This is a genomic window from Marinifilum sp. RC60d5 (genome assembly GCF_052400665.1).
GTDB lineage: Bacteria > Bacteroidota > Bacteroidia > Bacteroidales > Marinifilaceae > JBQTGK01.
The window spans coordinates 175,565-196,188 of record NZ_JBQTGK010000005.1 but is presented as its reverse complement, the minus strand read 5'-3'; the positions used below and the strand labels follow the sequence as shown (position 1 = coordinate 196,188).

The window sequence follows — 20,624 nt, the reverse complement described above, 5'->3', positions numbered from 1 at the left end:
TATGAAATATATTTGCCCGCATATAAAAGCCAAAGGAAAGCCCGAAGAAACAACATTACATCAACATTTGATAGAGGTTAGTTTAGCCGCAGAAAAAATTGCTGATGCTTTAAATTTTGATACGGAAATAGCACGTTGCGGTGCTATTTTACATGATATTGGAAAAACTAGCTCTATTTTTCAATCGCGATTAAATTCGAAAACAATACCAAGGACACCATTCAGACATGAAATAGCTTCCTGCTTTTTTCTTTCTGCTTTCCCAGAAAATATACATCCACAACTAATCGAGATGGTAATTGCCCATCATAAATCAATTTTACATGATGCTAGAGAAAAAGGAATACTCGATTTAGAAGAAGTACACGGAGATACTTTTAGCCTTCACATAAAAGATTGGAATAACTGGAAAGATGATGCCATCACAATTTTAAACGCATTAGGCATTAAAGCGGATGATATTTCGGAACAACAAGCAGAGGAAAACTTTGATAAAGTTTATGACTATTGCGATGAAATAGTACAAGAAAGAGGTTTTTCAGAATGGAGAGGTTTGTTAATGGCAGCCGATCATTTTGCTTCTGCTCTATCTGAAAATACAGAGGAATATATGAAACGCACTTTTCAAACTCCAAATCTCAACTTCTATAATCGTCAACATAAACTCTATCCTTTATCCGAGAAAAACAGTGTATCCGATAAAAGACACACTATGGTTGTTGCTTGCACCGGAGCAGGAAAAACTGACTATTTATTTCGCAGATGCAAAGGTCGTATTTTTTACACACTTCCTTTTCAAGCGTCCATTAACGCCATGTATAAACGGGTTAAAAGTGATTTAAAAAATGACAATCTAAACCTAGACATTCGCTTATTGCATGCGTCTTCTTCTATTTCAGCAAAAGGTGCTACTAAAGAAGAAAAAATAATTCAAGGACACGTTGGTGCGGCCATTAAAGTACTAACGCCACATCAAATAGCGGCTATTGCCTTTGGCACAAATGGTTACGAAGCTATGCTTTTAGACATTAAAGGTTGTGATGTTATTTTAGATGAAATTCACACCTATACCAATATTACAAGAGCTATTGTTCTTAAGATCATTCAAGTTCTTAACTATTTAGATTGCAAGATTCATATTGGAACTGCAACTATGCCAAGCATTCTATACAATCGTATTCTCGATATTTTAGGAAAAGAGAATGTATTGGAAGTAAAATTGGAAAATAAAGAATTAACAGCTTTCAATAGGCATATTATTCACAAGGTAGATGATTGGGATCAGACCCATCAAATAATTGCAACAGCAATCAGCAAGAATAAAAAGCTATTAGTAGTTTGCAACCGTGTTAAACATGCACAAGAACAATACAAAAAATTGTTGGACTTATATCCCGAAATCCCAATACTCTTAATTCACAGTCGATTTAAAAAAGGTGACCGCGATGAAAAAGAACAATTGCTTTTAGGGCTGAAAGAAGATGGAACACCCAACGGAAATTTCAATACCTCAAACAAAGCTTGCATTGTTGTATCTACCCAAGTTGTTGAAGTTAGTTTGGACATTAGTTTCGATCTCATGATTACTGAAGCAGCTCCTCTTGATTCTCTTATTCAACGTTTTGGACGTGTAAACCGAAAACGGAACAATGACACCATTGGGAAATTCAAGCCTATTTATGTTTTAGCTCCGCCCGAAGATGAAAAAGAAGCCTTGCCTTACGATCTGGAAATTATGAACCGAAGTTATGCAACACTACCCGACAATGAAGTACTTCAAGAAAATGAATTACAAGCCAAAATAGATCAGGTTTTTACTGAAATTGATTTTCTGAAAATTGAAGAACATTCAGTTTTTAAAGAAGATGGACGATGGACAATTGATAAACTTACTCATAATTCAAAAGCTATTTTGCTTGACCTACTGGATATTGATAGTGTGAATTGTATTTGTGAAGCAGATGAAGATGCATATCGTGAAGGAAATACCGAAACGAGAAGCAAACTCACCGTAAACACTCGCTATTACATTGCCAAGAATCTAAATCAGCTTACTAAATGTGGAATCGAACCATTTATTTTACCCGATACCGCTTACAGTAGCGAATTTGGTTTAGATGTATCAAAAGCAAAACCAGAATTTTACGATACTAAATATTCATTCCTATAAAATGAAAATAAAATGATAGCATCAACAATAGGACGCACTTTTTTAAAAGTGTACAATGAAAAAACAGGAAATAATTATACTGCTAAAGAGTTCTTTGAAAAGGAATATTTTGAAACTTTTTACAATCATCCCAAATATATGCAATGGGTAACCAACTCACCTTTTGTACAAATGAAAGCGGGACAAAAACCTCATCTTCTTAGTAAAGAAGAACGCAAAGAAAAGTTACAAAACTTACACAAAAAGATAGATGAATGCGAAGCTGATGCCAGTATAGCCATTGGCTTTCCCGCCTCAGAAACAAAAGAATTTGCAACTACATCAGGTGCAGTTACTGACATTAACATCAAAACCGAAAACAATGATGTTTATTTTTCATGGATTGGTGGTGGCTTAAGTGTAGGTATTGCAGGTGGATATTCAATATATTTTAATAACCCCAATATTCTTTTTAAACTTTATGAAGGGTGGAAAATTTATCGAAACTATTTAAATGATCAAAGCTTGCTTAAACTCAGAGGAAATCAAATAAATACATGGAACGGACAATGGTTAAATTTCGCATTTAATAAACGTTTCCGTGAAGATTTTGATTTTACTCAACTGCACACTCAGAATGTGTTTTCTGTTACAGATAAAGTAATTGAAGTCAATACCATTAACTGGAGTGAACTATTTTTCAATATCTCCAACAAGTATCCACAACAAACCTTAACTGGCTATGTGTTTAGCTTAGGTCAAACCAATAAAACTCTAGGTTTTTACCCTTTTCATTTCGATAAAGCCAAAACACTTATTCGCTATTACAAACTACTATTTGGAGAACAAGCAGCATTAAATGATGCCAAAGATTACGAATCTTTATTCGGTATTCATATAAAAAGAGCTTGCGAATTAGGTTCCATAGGACTTCAAGCATTGGAACCGAAAAATTTACGAAAATATTTTGGTAATGACTCTACTTTAAAGTTATCAAAACCAAAAATAAAGCAAAAAGGGAATGAAAGTGATGAAGATTATGCGCTACGCAAATCCAAAGCAATTCATAAAGATTACGAAAATATAATTACATACCGAACATATAAAACTTGGTTATTAGCTATGATTACAAAAAACAAAGAAGAATCGTTAGAATATACCAACGAAGTAGCTAAGGCTCTTCTAGCGTATAGAGAAAAAGCAACCAAACTTGACAGAAAGAACTTAATTCAATCTGACATTCTGGGTGCTAAATCAAAGAAAGCATTTATCAATGCTTTAGTTACAATCATATCAGAAATAGATGAAAATGGTTTGTTAGTTATGAAACAACTGCGTGATAGAGTACATATGATGTCGGCTGAGGATTTTGGCTATTTCGTTGTACTACTAAAATTTGATTACGCTTACGAAGAAAGAAATTCATAAATCTTAAAAACATAAAATAATGAATACTATTTATATCAGAACATTAAAGAGAGCAGAACATACTGTTTTTTGCGTGGCCGATGGTCAAAAAACTTATTACGATCCACAATTCAATAAAAGTGTACCTTATTCAAGCGGACAACAAGTTAAGCGATCTATGATAGATGCACTTTCAAATGCTTTGAACGAAATTCCTTCGCCAACAACTTTTTTATTCGATGTTAATAAAAAAGGAGAAATGAAAGAAGGTGAAGTTTTTGCAACTTGCGATCCATCTTATGCAGACCAACTTTTTGGAGGCTGGATGAAAGCTACTAAAGGTGGAAAAGACAGAACTATTAAACGCCGTAGTCCACTTTCAATATCATCAATGCGAGGTTTGCATCCATTATTAGCAGGCATTGACAAAGAAAATGCATCGTTTGATCGTAGCGACCGCCCCAATAATAAGGTTATTGTAAGAAACGAGAACAAAGAAGAATTAACCGAAGCCCAAATAGCAGAATTATTAGAAGGCAAAGACCGAAGTCTAAGTCGTAAATGGATACCCGACAACAGAAGAGCCGTTGGTCTTTTTGTACAAGATATGGCCATCGACCTACGCAGACTATTTTGTGTATTATTAAATAAACTAGAACCAGAAATTACAGCCGAAACAGAAGCCAAACTTCGCGAAACAGGATGGGAAGAAACTCAAACCGTTTTTGGAACTTGTTTAGTAGCACCGAAAGATGTTCGTGAAAAATTAATTCCAGCTTTAGCCCACGCTATTATAAACTGGACAATTACATCTAATCAATCGCGAACTTTCAGCCTAATGGAAACTTTAGCTGTTTCTGTTTCAGATAATGCAAACAAAATTGCAGGAAGTATTCGAGCTAAACTAAAAGAAGAAGAGGAGAATAAAGCAGAACCAATTATCGAAGAAGATATGACTGATGTTGAAAGTTTCGTTACCCTTTCAGCTGGTGGATACATCCGAACTAAAAAAGAAAGTGCAGATGCCCTTGATAAAGCAGAACAAACCCTTATTGATAGGATGCTTGCTTTCGATTACGAGAATCAATTGAATTAAAACAAATCATTTTATACCAGACCTTCAAGGTTTTAAAAACCTTGAAGGTCTAAAAAATGAAAAAACAATGGCAAATCCGCAACTTCCTTTAGAACCTGATCAGTTTTACCACATCTACAATCGTGGAATAAACAGTTGTTCCATATTTAAGGAGACAAGCAATTATGAACATTTTCTGAGATTGTACGACAAGTACATTTCTCCGGTTGCCAAAACCTTTGCTTGGGTATTAATGGGAAACCATTTTCACTTGTTGGTATACATTACAAAACCAGAAGGTCTCGAAGATCTTCGTCCTTTGGATATTAATAAGCGTATTAATCAACAATTCTCGAATCTTTTTAATGCTTACACAAAGGCTTTCAATAAAAGATACAATCGTACAGGAAGTCTTTTTGAACACAGTTTTCGACGAAAAATAATCGATTCTAAAGATTATTTAAGGCAAGTTGTTCTTTACATTCACAATAACCCTGTACATCACAATTTTTGCGATCATCCAATAGAGTATCCGTGGTCGTCGTACTTAACTTGCATTTCGGTACAAACAACAAAATTGAATAGAGATGCGGTAATAGGGTGGTTCGATAATCAGGCAAATTTCAAATTAAAACATAATCAAAAACTAGATATAGCAAAGATCGAGCAATGGCTGGATTTGTAATCTTTCAATAGAATAAATCAATTCTTATAGCTCATGAACATCACAGGCACACACTTTAATTATTACATGGTTTGTCATCGCAAACTGTGGTTATTTGCCAATAATATTCAAATGGAACAGTCTTCGGATTTAGTTTACGAAGGAAAACTAATTCATGAAAACAGCTATCAGCAACGAAGTTCTAAATTTGAAGAAATTGCTATTGATGGTATTAAAGTAGATTATTACGACACCAAAAATAAGGTAGTTCACGAAATTAAAAAGTCGAGTAAACTATTCAATTCTCATGCCTGGCAAGTAAAATACTATATCTATGTTTTGGAAAAAAACGGGATGGATGGAGTAACTGGTATACTTGAATATCCAAAGGAGCGAAAAACAGAAGAGGTGTTTTTGAGTATCCCCGATAAAGAGAGAATTGTAGAATTACTTGAGAAAATTGATACAATTATTCACTCCGATAAATGTCCGGAAGTCATAAATAAGCCTAAATGTAAAAAATGTTCTTACTACGATTTTTGTTACAGTTCTGAAAGTGAAGAATAAAAATAATTCTTTGGCAACAATAAACCCTAAGTCAAAATGAAAAAAACCTACTACTTGTTCAACCCTGGTCGTTTATCGAGGAAAGACAATACCCTAAAGTTTACACCTATTGATGTGGAAGGAAATGATTTAAAACCTCGCTACTTGCCCGTTGAACATGTTGATCAATTGTATGTTTTGGGATCGTTGGATGCCAATTCGGCACTTTATAATTTTCTGGGAAAAAATGACATCGCCGTGCATTTCTACGATTATTATGAAAATTATACTGGATCATTTGCTCCAAAATGCAAACTACTTTCGGGCAAAATGCTGATTGCTCAAACTCAAGCTTACTTAAAAAAATCGAAACGCTTACAAATCGCTCAAATGTTTATTGAAGGTGCATCGTTTAATATGCTTAAAAATTTAAGATACTACGATAATCGAGGTAAGGATTTAATGCCTGTGATTGAAATTATTGAAGCCTTACGGAAAAAGATTGCTACCACAAAAACAATAGATGAACTGATGGGAATTGAAGGCAATATTAGAAAAAATTATTACGATGCTTTCAATTTAATTATCAACGATCATGAAATGGGAGTTCGGACCAAACGCCCGCCTTTAAATATTGTAAACAGTCTGATTTCTTTTGGCAATATGATGTGTTATTCTGAATGTTTGCGTGCCATTCAAAAAACGCAACTGGAACCCACCATTAGCTTTTTACACGAACCAGGCGAACGCCGATTTAGTCTTGCTTTGGATATATCTGAAGTTTTTAAACCTTTTTTAGTCGATCGGGTTATTTTTAAGGTTTTAAACAAAAAAGAAATTCAGGAAAGTGATTTTGAAGAAAAATTGAACCAAATTGTTCTGAAAGAAAAGGGCAAGAAAAAGTTTATTCAAGCTTTTGAAAAACGATTAGAAGAAACCATAAAACACAGAAGTTTAAACAGAAACGTAAGCTACAAACATTTAATAAAACTGGAATGTTATAAATTGCAAAAACACCTGCTTAATATGGATGAATACAAACCTTTTAAAATTTACTGGTAATGTATGTAATATTAATGTACGATATGGGCGAAAAACGAGTTGGGAAAATGTTAAAATTGTGCCGACAATATTTAAATTGGATTCAAAACTCTGTTTTTGAAGGAGAACTATCGGAAGTAAAATTAAAAGAATTAATTTCGAAAGCAGAATTTATTATGAATGAAGAAGAACATGATAGTTTGATTTTATTTAAAAGCAGAGATCAAAAATGGCTTGAAAAAGAGGTAATTGGACATGAGAAGAATAATCTCGATCTGTTTCTTTAGTCGTCGATAAGGAAATATTGCCCTTTCTCCCTCCTAACTAAAAATAATATTTCTCTATTTAAGTTCTTTGACATACTGAAAAAACAACTATTTCGACAATGTTGTCGAAACCCCGTATATTTTATACTTTTACACATCGACAACTTAAGCCTATGGTTTAAGCTCAATCTGAAAATCTTATTTAATTGATTTTCAGATATTTTTTTCGAGTCGTCGATCGACTCTCAATCGCACCATACTGGAATTGAAATCATAAGCAAAATGAAATTGCAGCTAAGTTTAAATACTCTCAATCGCACCATACTGGAATTGAAATAAAAATAAGGAACATTGGGATAGGGTTAGGGAAGATCTCTCAATCGCACCATACTGGAATTGAAATCCTACTAAGACCAACCCTAAAATATTCATTAGGGGGTCTCTCAATCGCACCATACTGGAATTGAAATTGTTGAGGTGGGCATGATACCATTAATTTTTTAATAACTCTCAATCGCACCATACTGGAATTGAAATAATACAAACTCTCCAGTTCTTTCACTTTTACCTCTAACTCTCAATCGCACCATACTGGAATTGAAATATCCAAGAAAATGAAAGCAATAATAAGAATACGAAAAACTCTCAATCGCACCATACTGGAATTGAAATGTCCGTTGTAGGCAATGCTAAGACGCTCCGATTAAGGCTCTCAATCGCACCATACTGGAATTGAAATCCAGTTTCGCGATCCATCAAATTAAGAATTTCCAACCTCTCAATCGCACCATACTGGAATTGAAATATTCAAACCCCTAAGCAGGAAAGCCATGCGAGTGGACTCTCAATCGCACCATACTGGAATTGAAATCGCCCTCCGCAAAAACTAAACTACTCATGAAAAAAACTCTCAATCGCACCATACTGGAATTGAAATATATTTAAGTCAGACACGGTACAGTTTGTAACATGCTCTCAATCGCACCATACTGGAATTGAAATAATTAACAAGATAATCAACACTTTCACCTGTGTCTGCTCTCAATCGCACCATACTGGAATTGAAATAATCATAAACGCATGTTATAGAACACAAAAATTAAATCTCTCAATCGCACCATACTGGAATTGAAATACAACAATGGCTATAAAAAAGCGGGGCAGTTTCCGCTCTCTCAATCGCACCATACTGGAATTGAAATCCTTAAAAAGATGTTAAAAGGTGTGCCGACTTTATTCTCTCAATCGCACCATACTGGAATTGAAATGATATAGCGATGTGTAGAAATGAAAAGTGCCCGATTCTCTCAATCGCACCATACTGGAATTGAAATTCACTAAGTATAAATACTTCTTGTTCTGAGAAACTAAACTCTCAATCGCACCATACTGGAATTGAAATAAAGGTGATAGTAACTCAGACGTAAACCCACAAAGTCTCTCAATCGCACCATACTGGAATTGAAATTTTAAGGCAGTTACTAAGCGAAATGTAGAACGCGAACTCTCAATCGCACCATACTGGAATTGAAATTGTATGCAATATAGTATTAATAAGCAAGGTTCAGAATCTCTCAATCGCACCATACTGGAATTGAAATATTTGTTTTGAATTCTGTTCCAAGTTTGTCGAAGACTCTCAATCGCACCATACTGGAATTGAAATCTGATTAAATGAGCATTTTTGAGTCGGAAAATAGGTCTCTCAATCGCACCATACTGGAATTGAAATTATCTACAATGACGGTTTAGTAAGTGAAAAAAAGAGACTCTCAATCGCACCATACTGGAATTGAAATAACAAATAGACTATCTAGATACTTGCTACGCATTAGGCTCTCAATCGCACCATACTGGAATTGAAATAAGGAGGAAACAGAAATTATTTTTGAAGATGATAACTCTCAATCGCACCATACTGGAATTGAAATCAATTACTGAGTTTGTTGATTGATTGTGGATTTCACTCTCAATCGCACCATACTGGAATTGAAATTTTCTATTCTAACTATAAGCCATTCATATTTCATGATGCTCTCAATCGCACCATACTGGAATTGAAATTATGAAATTTGGAAAGAGAGCGCGCAAAAGCTTAAACCTCTCAATCGCACCATACTGGAATTGAAATGTATTATTATCAGTCGCTAAAGTTGCCGCTAGTGTAGTCTCTCAATCGCACCATACTGGAATTGAAATTTCTTTTCGACCTGTTGCCGAGATCGAAGAGTATGTTCTCTCAATCGCACCATACTGGAATTGAAATTCATCAGTTTGATATTTATATGAAGGTAACGCAACCCTCTCAATCGCACCATACTGGAATTGAAATTACGTTTTGTATTGCTTCTCATATGATGCAACCATCTCTCAATCGCACCATACTGGAATTGAAATCTATTCAAGACTTTATCAATTTGGTTTAACATGTTTCTCTCAATCGCACCATACTGGAATTGAAATATGACAATATCGCTAAGCGACGGCTTCATGCTTGATTTTTAATTACACAAGATTCTACCTCTCTTGTTCTACTATCTCTTGAACCCTCTCAATTACCTTCTCATCTCTATTAACATAAAAAATCGTATCCAATTTTAACAACCCATCAGAATTAATTCCTCCTTGAGTCTAAATAAATTTAAATTTCAAATCATTGTCTCTTAACCGCCTATTATTTAGAAACAATCCAATCGTTAAAAGCAATAAAACTGCAGCGATTGATTGCCAAACCACACAATTTTCGAATATAGGTCTGAACTTCAGGGGTAAGTCTCTCCCGGACTGTACTTTCAGCAATGCATTATCTCATGTACTCACTAAGACTTAATTTTGCATGTAGTAAGGACAATATCTTACAATTCTTTACTTGTAAAAAGAGAGTAAGAAAATCAGATTTCCTCTAAGAACATACAGATATTAATTTCTTGATTTTCCGACTCTTTATCATTAGTCAAATCGATACGAATGCGATACAAAATGTAGATCTTTTAAATAAAACCCTTCAGGAAAAAAATAATAAAATTTTTACAGGAAAAGTAATCAGTTAATAAAATAAATCTTATTTTTGCAGTACAAATTGATGACTTTGTAGCTCAGTTGGTAGAGTAAATGACTCTTAATCATTGGGTCGTGGGTTCGATCCCCACCGGGGTCACATAAAAAGCAGCTTACTTCTGTAAGCTGCTTTTTTTATGTTTCTTCCTGAAATAAGGGATCAATTCAAATATCATCATGGAAATTTAAAATAAGAAGTACAAAAAAAGATCCCTCCGAAAATATCGAAAGGATCTTTGTGTACCCAGGGCCGGGATCGAACCGGCACGGGTTGCCCCACTGGTGTTTGAGACCAGCGCGTCTACCAATTCCGCCACCTGGGCATTGCTTTTGAATGCGATGCAAATATAGATCTTTGTTTCATTCTCGCAAAACAAAACCTGCATTTTTTTCAAAAAAATCATTACTTCTATCGTAAGCCGAAAGACTGTAAACACAGGATATCCTGAACTTCACAACCTTATAACATTTCATATGATGCTAAGAACAAGAAAAAATACTTTACAATCATCATCATTAAACAACAATTAGATTACAAAATCTCCCTTTTTCATTCTATTTTATCATAGTTATTCACATTAGGATTTTCTATCTTAGTCTAAATATTACACAATATAAACTAATATCAATCACAAAACATAAACTTAACTTTTAAAACATGCCTACATTAACAACTAATTATCTGGGTTTAGAGCTTAAAAACCCAATTATCGTAGCAAGCTCGGGCTTAACCGATTCAATTGAAAAAATTAAAGAATTAGAAGCCAATGGTGCGGGAGCAATTGTTCTTAAATCGCTTTTCGAAGAAGAAATTGTAATGGAAATGGAAGAGCAAATGCACGCCATGACCAACCGTCCTTATGTGTATCCCGAGACTTTCGACTATATGGAAGAAGAACCTCATGAAGATATTCTAAGAAAATATCTACGTCTGATTGAAGATGCAAAAGCAGCAGTTTCTATTCCTATTATTGCGAGCATTAACTGTGTAAGCGCACAAAAATGGATCTATTTTTCTCAGGAAATAGAAAAAGCAGGTGCCGATGCCTTAGAAATAAATTTATTTGTGCTTCCTACCGATATGCACAGAACCGGAGATGAAAATGAACACATTTATTTTGATGTTCTTACAACCGTAAAAAAACAAATTGCACTTCCTGTTGCCCTAAAAATTAGTCCTTATCACTCAAATCTGGCAAACGTAATTAAACGATTAGATGACATGAAAGTGGATGGCATTGTAATGTTTAACCGCTTTTATAGTCCTGATATTAATATCGATACACTTAACGTAACCAGCGGACAAGTTTTATCTAACTCCGATGATTACAAGAATTCTTTGCGATGGGTGGGTATCATGTCCGATCGTATTAACTGCTCACTTGCCGGTACAACAGGAATTCATACTTCCGAAAGTATTATTAAGCAAATTTTAGCTGGTGCCGATGCGGTTCAACTAGCCTCGGTGCTATATAAAAACGGACCTGGCTATATAGATATTCTAACCAAGGAAATATATTCCTGGATGGAAGAACATGGCTTTGAAAGTATTCAAGACTTTAAGGGTAAAATATGTCAGTCGAAATCTAACGATCCGGCAGCTTACGAGCGAGTTCAGTTTATGAAAAACTTCAGAAATTTTATTATGCACTAGTAGATATTCTATTCTACAAAACTCATATTATTTTAACCCGAATCAATTAAAGATTCGGGTTTTTACATTCCTCTAAGTAGTCTACATGATAAATATCATAGGGAAAAAGACCTGTATTTATTATATTGATATATTCTAGTAGAAACATTGATTTTAACCACTTTCCAACAATTCACACGAATCAGTTGGAAACTCAAAGCACAAACAATCATGAAAGATTTTGGAGTTAAGGATACACTTAGACGATTAGGAATTGAGCAGTTAAATGCGGGCGTTAGTACCGGCACAAAATGGTTCAAATGCAAAGGTGCTGTTACCGAATCGATTTCACCTATTGATAATTCGCCAATTGCTAAAGTACAAAATGCCAATACCGACGATTACGAAAAAGTTCTTGAAAAAGCACAGGAAGCATTTAAGGTATGGCGTAAAATTCCGGCTCCTAAACGTGGCGAAATTGTTCGTCAAATAGGAAATGCTTTGCGCGATGCAAAAGATGATTTGGGAAAACTCGTAAGTCTCGAAATGGGAAAAATATACCAGGAAGGCATAGGCGAAGTACAGGAAATGATAGACATTTGTGACTTTGCAGTTGGACAATCGCGTATGCTTTACGGATTTACCATGCACTCCGAACGTCCCGATCATAAAATGATGGATCAATATCATCCATTGGGAATTGTTGGTGTAATTTCTGCCTTCAATTTTCCGGTTGCCGTTTGGGCGTGGAATGCAATGCTGGCAGCAGTTTGTGGCGATGTTATTATCTGGAAACCCAGTTCCAAAGTTCCTCTTAGCGCCATTGCCTGCCATAAAATTATTCAGAAAGTACTAAAAGAGAATAATGTACCCGAAGGAGTGTTTAATTTGGTAGTAGCCAAATCGTCGGTCATGGGCGATAATTTTATCGAAGACAAACGGGTGCCACTAATTTCCGTAACCGGATCGACTGCCATAGGAAAACGTGTAGCCGAAAAAGTTGGAGCCCGCTTAGGCAGAACCATTGCCGAATTGGGTGGTAACAATGCAATTATTATTGCGCCAAGTGCCGATTTGGATTTGGCAATTCCCGGAATTGTATTCGGGTCGGTTGGTACAGCCGGACAAAGGTGCACCTCTACCCGACGCCTAATCATTCACGAAAGCATTTACGATGATGTAAAAAATCGCCTTTTGAATGCCTATAAGCAAGTAGAAGGAAAAATTGGAAATCCGCTTGACGAAAATACTTTAGTTGGACCTGTTATTGACGAAGGAGCCGTAGATGTTTACAAAAATGCCATTGCCGAAGTAAAAAAAGCAGGTGGTAAAATTGTATTTGGCGATAAAGTTATAGAAGGAAACTACGTTCTGCCCACTTTCTGCGAAGTAGAAAACCATTGGCAAATTGTTCAGGATGAATCTTTCGTTCCTGTTTTGTATATCATGAAATATAAAACTCTGGAAGAAGCAATAGAACTGCACAACAATGTCCCTCAGGGATTATCCTCATCGATATTTACCATGAACATGCGCGAGGCACAAACCTTTATTTCCACTGTTGGTAGCGATTGTGGAATTGCCAATGTAAACATCGGAACATCGGGAGCAGAAATTGGCGGCGCTTTTGGTGGCGAAAAAGAAACTGGTGGTGGTCGGGAGTCAGGATCCGATGCTTGGAAAACATACATGAGAAGACAAACCAATACCATTAATTATGGTGAAGATTTACCTTTAGCTCAAGGAATAAAATTCGATTTATAAACGCATATTTCTTAAATTATAACATTAGGTAAGCCCGATAACAATCGGGCTTTCTTTTACTTACAAAAAATCAATTTATAAACCTTTAAAAACAGTATTATAGCTAAAATACATCTTAAAAAACAAATAATATTGCTTGAGTTTGCAAACCACTCACACAAGCTTTTTCAAGATAATTAATAAACAGGCGTAAATCGTTAAGAAAATTTAAATACTACTCGTAAAAATTCTTATTTTTGATACAACACTTTACCATGCAACCTGTTTAACTATGCTGAAAAAAATTCTTACCTATTTTTTCATTGTATTGCTATTGGCAATCATCGTCTTAGGTTTCCTTTACCTTCAAAAACAAAAGGAATACAAAGGAATAGATCCTTTCTCGGCAATTCCGGTAAATTCAGAATTAATCGTTCAATTCGAGAGTTTAGAGCAGCTAATTACCAAACTGGAAAACAACACAGGAACCTGGAAAGAACTAAGCAATTTCGATAAAATCGCAAAAATAAACAGTAACCTCCAATTTATAGATAGTCTTGTAGGCAACTTTAATTCAGAACACTCGATATCTTTAGATCGAAGCCTTACCATGGCCAGTCATTTGCAGGGAAAAAGCGACATTGAGTATTTATACATTTTACCGATTACTGATTATCTGGAAGAAAAAGGTATTCTTAGTTCCATTAAAAATTGGCTTGCACCAGATAAAGAACTGAAAGAAAAAACGTACCAGAATACAAGTCTGTTTACAATTCCCAAAACATCGGAAAAAGAACGGGAATTACATTTTGCCTTTTCGAAAGGATTACTAATCGGAAGCCATTCTATGCTACTATTGGAAAACTCTATTCGACAGTTAAGCACCGAGAATTCCATTTCTAAATCGAAAGGATTTGAGCAAATCAGAAGAACAATTGGTAAAAATGTTGATGCCAATATCTTCCTGAATCTTAAAACTTTTCCCAAGCAAATTTCTTTTTCGCTCGATAGAGATCATTCTAAGTTTATTCGCAATTATACAAACTTGGCCAATTGGACCGAACTGGATTTAAGCTTTAGAAACCGAATTGTTTTGCTTAATGGATTTACTTACAGCGATCCGCAACAAGGAAATTTAATGAATCTGTTTTTACAACAAGAACCAGTAAAAATGGAAATGGAATCGATATTACCATCTCAGGTTAGCATGCTGGCAATATTAGGCATTAATGATCCTTTATTGCACAAAGGAAAATATCGTAAGTATCTCGATCAGATGGGAAAACTTTCGGATTACCAGAAAAACATAAACGATCTAAAGAGCAAAACCGGAGAAGATATCGAAGAAATTATTTTCTCTATCATTTATAAGGAAGTAGGATTGGCATTTTTCGAAAGCGACCCCAAAAAGAGATTTACACTTATCAGAACAAAAAGTGCAAGCATTGCCAAAGAGAAAATGCTAAAATCTGTTTTAGGATATGCAAAAAAACAAAAACGCACGCTAGACTATTACAAAAGAACCTATAAACTCGATTCTCAAACCTCTTTCGATATCTACCGTTTGCCCGACGATAAATTACCCGAAAAACTATTTGGAAGCTTCTTTACCGATGCCTCATCGGCTTATTTTACCTTTATTGGTAACTACATGCTTATGGGACCCAATATCAATGTATTATCGGATTTTATTAAAGAATCAGTTTTAGGAAAAACACTTGATACAAACCTTAGTTATCAGGAAAACAAAGAATTTTTATCGAACAAAGCAAACTTCTTTTTCTATACCGTTACACCTAAAGCAAACCGATTTATTTCGAGCTTTTTGAATAAAGATTTGCAAAGCGAAATTAAAAATCACAAAGAAAGTGTAAACAAATTTCAGGCTGTAGGATTACAGCTAAGTGCCAACCGTAATTTAATATACAACAACCTGTTTATCGAATACGATCCGGTTTTAGAATCGGCACCTCAAACCGATTGGGAATCGAGATTGGATACCTGTTTCAGACATAAACCCTATTTGGTAAAAAATCATTATACCAAAGAGAATGAAATCATGATTCAGGACATTAACAATCAACTCTACCTTTTAAATCCCGAAGGAAGAATACTGTGGAAAAAACCTCTGGATTCGAAAGTAATTGGTAAAATTGAGCAGATCGATTATTTTAAAAACAACAAATTACAATATTTATTTGCCACCAAAAATCATTTGCATTTACTAGACCGAAATGGAAATTATGTGAAAAACTACCCCATTAGATTAAAATCGGATGCTGTTCGGGGAATTTCTATTTTCGATTACGATAAAAACCGTAATTACCGCTTTTTTATTCCCTGTAAAGATCAAAAAGTTTATGCCTATTCGAAAGAAGGTAAATTAATTAGTGGTTGGAATCCGGCAAAAGCCGAAAATCCAATTACCTGCGAAATTCAACATTTTAGAGTTAACAACAAAGACTATATTGTTTATGCCGATAAATATAGAGTGTACATTCTTAACCGCCGCGGCGTAGAAAGAGTGAAACTTAAAAAGCAATTCTCTAAATCGGAAAACAATCCTTTTTATCTTGAAAAAGCGAACAAGCGACTGGTTACAACAGACAGCAATGGAATAATTTACTACTGCTATTTTAATGGTAAAGTAGAAAGTAAATCGTTTACCGAATTATCTGATGCACATTATTTTATCGCCACAGATTTAAATGCCGATGGAAAAAATGAATACTTATTTGCCGATTATAATTTCCTAAAAATTTACGATGTTTCAGGCAATCAAAAATTGGAACAAAAATTCGACTCAGGAATTAGCTATCGCCCTAATGTTTATAAATTTTCGCGCCGCAATATCGAAATTGGTATTTGTGTAGAAAACGAAAACAAAATTTACCTGATTGATACAGAAGGAAACAATCACAGCGGATTTCCACTTAAAGGCAACACCGAATTTTCAATTGGCTTTGCAAAAGCTGGTAATCATTCTTTTAACCTGTATGTTGGAGACAACCGAAACTTCCTTTTAAATTATTCCGTACACTAATTTTTATAATCAAGAACAAAATATTATTACTATTAGTATAATAAATTGTATGATTTATTGTTTTTTTGTGCCCGCAAATAAATTCCTAAAATTTTACGTTACACTACTAGGGTATTGCATGCAAATATGCGGTACGATTTATAATTACGACTATAAAATTAAACTACTATGATAGTAAAATTCAAATCGATTATTCCTATGCTGATGATAGGAATTCTTGCAATTACAGTACAATCCTGCTTCGATGCCGACGATTACGACATGGATCGCCTATCGGAAAACGTTGACTGGACTCCAAACATGATTGTTCCCGTAGGCTATGGAACCTACTCCTTATGGTATTTACTAAACGAACATGAAACAAATCCTGAAGATCAGTCTATTTTCCTCGATACTGAAGGAATCCTGCATATTATTCATACCGAAAAAAAAATCTTCTCATACGATGTTAACGAGGTAATTAACATTCCAAATCAAGCACCAATTGATTTAAACTTTAGCTTACCCGATTTAAGTGCAGGAGTACCTTATGCTTCTTTGCCCGTAATTAATTCGCAAGCTAAATATATTACAATAAACACTTCTCAATTAGATGTGATCCTGTCCGAACTCGATATCAATACAAATATTCGGTTTCTATTTACAAACCCTTTAAATACAGAGGTCGAATTAACGGTTAGCCTGCCAAGTTGCACACAATCAGGTATTTCTGTAAATCAAACCTACACCATTGCAGCAAATGCTGTAAATCAGGAAGAAAATTTAAACCTTAACAACTTAAATATAAAATTTGCTGAACCCTATTCGAACAATAATATTATCGATTTAGATTTTGATATAGCCATTCAAAATAATGCCAGTGGAATTATTTCGGGAAGTGGAATTATCGATGTAAACCTTACTTTCGAAAATGTAGATTTTCTTCTTGCACAAGGCGATTTTGGCACACAAAATATTAGTATCGGATCAGGTAATATAGATTTAGATGTGGACTTTTGGGATGATATTGAAGGTGAATACACTTTTGCCGACCCTAAAATTAAAGTTCACCTTAGAAATTCGGTTGGCATTCCTTTCCAAATTAATGCAAACATGATTGGCTACAATACCCAAGGAGATTATCAGGCTTTAAACCCATTACCAATACAGCCAGTTAACTACCCAAAAACAGTTGCCGATGTTAATGATACTCCTAACGAAGAAACCATTACTTACGACAAATACAATTCCGATATTGTAGAAATTATGGCACTTCCCCCGTCGGATAGAATTGAATACGCTGGTTTTGTGCAGCTAAATCCAAATGCGGTTGACATTGCAACTTCTCCTAATATAGTTAGTAATAATTCCAGAATCGATGCCGATCTGGAAATTGATATTCCTCTTAATTTTTCAGCCACCAACCTAATGCTTCGCGATACCATTAATGATATTGATATTGATGATGCCGAAAAGATTATAAATGCAGCTATTGTTGTTACTGCAGAAAACGGATATCCGCTTGACGTAAAAATTGATAAAATTTACCTTACCGATGAAACATATACCTTTCTTGATTCGATTACTGATAATGAAGTTATTGATGCTGCAGAAGTATTTCCTGCCGGACATGCCAACGAAGGAGAAGTTAACAACGCCAGCATTGCTGAAATAAGTCACGAAATAAAATTAAGCAAAACACAAATAGAACATTTAAACAATACGGAAAACCTAATTATTAATGCTAGTGTTAATACCAGCGGAGATGGAACACAAGCGGTTATATTAAAAGGAGATTATGAACTAAAGTTTGCAATCTCGGTACAAGCACAACTCGATTTAAACAACTAGCATTTTTACTTTTCCATTATGATCAAATTACTTTCAAAAGTATCAATAACAGGAATTTTACTAATATTCCTGTGCTCTTCTGCCACATCTCAGAAACTAAATAACACTTTGTATTTAATGCAAAATGTTCCTCAGTCAAATCAGCTTAATCCGGCAATTCGCCCCGAATGTAAAGTTTTTGTGGGATTTCCGGCTCTTAGCTCCATCTATTTTAATTATAGCAATAGCAGCTTTGCTTATAAGGATGTAATTACCGATGGAACTGGAATTCAATCGGATTCGCTGGTTGTAGATGTTAACAGTTTTCACGATGCCCTAAAAACCACCAACTTTGTTTCTCAGCAAACTGAACTAACTCTCTTTGCCCTGGGTATTAAAGCAAAAGATTACTATTTCACTCTCGATATTATCGAAAAAGAAGATTCGCGCTTTAGTTTCGACAAAGAGATGATTTCATTTTTAAAAAATGGTAATTACAATTACCGAGGAAAAACCTCCAATTGGGGTGGACTTGGAGTTGATGCATCTTATTATCATGAAATTGCCCTGGGAGTTTCAAAAAAAGTTAACGACAAATGGACTGTTGGTGTAAAAGGAAAAATGCTGTTTGGAGTAGCCAATATGCATATGGAAGATTCAGATATGTCGGTGTTCACATCGGCTTCGGGCGACCAAATTATTCTTAATTCGCAACATCGCTTAAGAGCTTCTGTCCCTATTAACCAAATTAGTTACGACAGCGATGGATATGTCGATGACATTAACTTTAACAGCGACGATTACGATGCAGATTTTTTCCTGAATACCCAAAATAAAGGATTTGCCATAGATCTAGGTATGACTTATCAAATGGATGAGAAAACCATATTATATGCAAGTATTCTGGATATGGGAGCTATTAACTGGAAATCGGATGGGTATGAATTTGTTCAGGATGGTCAATTTACCTACGATGGTACAGACTGGTCTCAATCGGGAAACTCTAACGATCCGAATTATGAAGAAATTGAAGATGTATTCGAAGATCTTTCAGACGATATTGCAGATGAATTCAGAGTTAGCGACCTATCTGGATCGTATTCTGTTGCGCTTCCAACAAAAATTTATCTGGGCGGAACACATCAAATTTCAGAGAAAGTTAACTTAGGCGCCTTAACCCGAACCGAAATATTTAATGGGAAAGTACAATCTTCCTTAAGTTTATCGGCAAACGCACGATTTTTTAAAAACCTAAGCACTAGCTTAAGCTACACAGCAACAAACAATTCGTACAACAACATTGGTTTCGGATTAGCAGCTAAAGCCGGACCGGTACAATTTTATGCCATAAGCGATAATATTATGGCAGCCTTTAAACCAAATAGTGCACAAGTAGCCAATTTCCGATTCGGAATTAACTTTCTATTTGGTTGTAAAGACAAAACGGTTCTTAGAAATTCCTGCTCTTTCGAGGATGAATTAAAAAAAGAAAGAAAACGTAAAAAAAGGCCTTTAAAAAAATAAAGCGTAAATTTATACAACTCCTAAAATGGAGTAAGTACATCAATTCAAAATTCAGGGACTATCTTGCGGGGTAGTCCTTTTTTTCTATATCCTCACATGCTTCTTCTGCCTCAACACTGAATAAAGCAAATTAAACAGTTCCCTTCCGGCAGATGTGGAGCCAAGGCTTTCAAATCCTCAGGGTTGGCAAAGTAATTGGAAAGTTGGTATTCCATTCGGTCATTTGAATCTACTGTGTCTCATAATTCCAAGATTATTTCGGGTACTTCAATAATCATTGGTTTTACCGGCGGATAATGATGGATGGCCACTCGAATTAGCCCGCGATCGGAAACACACTTCTTGGCCATACCTTTTCGCATCTTCCTGAACAAACTATATGCTCCTACCGAGTTCTTGTATGGTATTATAAAGTTTATAACATGACTAAGAAAAATGGCAACCCAACACCCAGCAACCAAAATAACATTGAAAATATCACATCTTGGATAGATTTTTTCTGAAACACCCAAGCTGTATTTTCAGGGTCTCTTTTATAAATTTTTTTGAAGAAAAGATAAAACATTCTAAAAACAACAAAAGAAATAATAGGCATTCTTTAAAACACATGCATTTTAGGGTTACCATAGCTTACTTCCATCATTAAAAATGAAAATACAAACAACAG

Annotated in this window: 12 protein-coding genes, 2 tRNA genes and 1 CRISPR repeat array; of the genes, 13 read left to right on the top strand and 1 reads right to left on the bottom strand. The window is 34.9% G+C overall.

Translation table 11 applies throughout. The annotated features are described in order from the left end of the window. The first annotated feature begins 1 nt into the window (after nucleotide 1). The 8 genes from cas3 (at nucleotide 2) to ACT3CE_RS13550 (ending at nucleotide 10,305) form a co-directional block, all read left to right on the top strand. Nucleotides 2–2,170 carry a CRISPR-associated helicase Cas3' gene (gene cas3, locus ACT3CE_RS13585; protein ID WP_444710311.1) on the top strand — a complete coding sequence of 723 codons (2,169 nt, stop codon included), beginning with the start codon at nucleotides 2–4 and terminating at the stop codon, nucleotides 2,168–2,170. A gap of 12 nt (nucleotides 2,171–2,182) precedes the next feature. Continuing rightward, nucleotides 2,183–3,577, top strand: coding sequence for a hypothetical protein (locus ACT3CE_RS13580; RefSeq protein ID WP_444710310.1), 1,395 nt, complete (start codon nucleotides 2,183–2,185; stop codon nucleotides 3,575–3,577). 19 nt (nucleotides 3,578–3,596) lie between these two features. Then, the gene (locus ACT3CE_RS13575) at nucleotides 3,597–4,652 is read left to right on the top strand and encodes a hypothetical protein (RefSeq protein WP_444710309.1); all 1,056 of its coding nucleotides are present in this window, start codon (nucleotides 3,597–3,599) and stop codon (nucleotides 4,650–4,652) included. 67 nt (nucleotides 4,653–4,719) lie between these two features. After that, a complete protein-coding gene (locus ACT3CE_RS13570) occupies nucleotides 4,720–5,316 on the top strand; it encodes a transposase (protein WP_444710308.1) in 597 nt (198 codons plus the stop codon). A gap of 33 nt (nucleotides 5,317–5,349) precedes the next feature. After that, entirely contained in the window at nucleotides 5,350–5,862 is a 513-nt protein-coding gene (cas4, locus tag ACT3CE_RS13565) for a CRISPR-associated protein Cas4 (protein WP_444710307.1), read from the top strand. Between the two features lie 36 nt (nucleotides 5,863–5,898). Then, entirely contained in the window at nucleotides 5,899–6,903 is a 1,005-nt protein-coding gene (gene cas1b, locus ACT3CE_RS13560; protein WP_444710306.1) for a type I-B CRISPR-associated endonuclease Cas1b, read from the top strand. After that, entirely contained in the window at nucleotides 6,903–7,169 is a 267-nt protein-coding gene (gene cas2 / locus ACT3CE_RS13555; RefSeq protein ID WP_444710305.1) for a CRISPR-associated endonuclease Cas2, read from the top strand. The genes cas1b and cas2 overlap by 1 nt, the downstream gene beginning before the upstream one ends. 221 nt (nucleotides 7,170–7,390) lie before the next feature. After that, nucleotides 7,391–9,611: a CRISPR direct-repeat array (repeat unit 30 nt; unit sequence CTCTCAATCGCACCATACTGGAATTGAAAT). Nucleotides 9,612–10,232: 621 nt separating this feature from the next. Then, nucleotides 10,233–10,305, top strand: a tRNA-Lys gene (locus ACT3CE_RS13550). A gap of 141 nt (nucleotides 10,306–10,446) precedes the next feature. Here ACT3CE_RS13550 and ACT3CE_RS13545 read toward each other — a convergent pair. Then, nucleotides 10,447–10,528 (bottom strand) — tRNA-Leu (locus ACT3CE_RS13545). A gap of 335 nt (nucleotides 10,529–10,863) precedes the next feature. On the opposite strand from ACT3CE_RS13545, the gene ACT3CE_RS13540 reads away from it, so the two are divergent. The 5 genes from ACT3CE_RS13540 (at nucleotide 10,864) to ACT3CE_RS13520 (ending at nucleotide 19,957) form a co-directional block, all read left to right on the top strand. After that, nucleotides 10,864–11,859, top strand: coding sequence for a dihydroorotate dehydrogenase-like protein (locus ACT3CE_RS13540; protein ID WP_444710304.1), 996 nt, complete (start codon nucleotides 10,864–10,866; stop codon nucleotides 11,857–11,859). Between the two features lie 210 nt (nucleotides 11,860–12,069). Beyond that, on the top strand, nucleotides 12,070–13,602 hold the full coding sequence (gene amaB / locus ACT3CE_RS13535) for an L-piperidine-6-carboxylate dehydrogenase (RefSeq protein ID WP_444710303.1): 1,533 nt from the start codon (nucleotides 12,070–12,072) through the stop codon (nucleotides 13,600–13,602). Between the two features lie 271 nt (nucleotides 13,603–13,873). Continuing rightward, nucleotides 13,874–16,624, top strand: a complete 2,751-nt coding sequence (locus tag ACT3CE_RS13530) for a DUF3352 domain-containing protein (protein WP_444710302.1) — start codon at nucleotides 13,874–13,876, stop codon at nucleotides 16,622–16,624. Nucleotides 16,625–16,792: 168 nt separating this feature from the next. Next, on the top strand, nucleotides 16,793–18,454 hold the full coding sequence (locus ACT3CE_RS13525) for a hypothetical protein (RefSeq protein ID WP_444710301.1): 1,662 nt from the start codon (nucleotides 16,793–16,795) through the stop codon (nucleotides 18,452–18,454). A gap of 18 nt (nucleotides 18,455–18,472) precedes the next feature. Beyond that, nucleotides 18,473–19,957: a DUF5723 family protein gene (locus ACT3CE_RS13520; RefSeq protein ID WP_444710300.1), complete on the top strand. Its 1,485-nt coding sequence runs from the start codon at nucleotides 18,473–18,475 to the stop codon at nucleotides 19,955–19,957. Nucleotides 19,958–20,624: the final 667 nt, after the last annotated feature.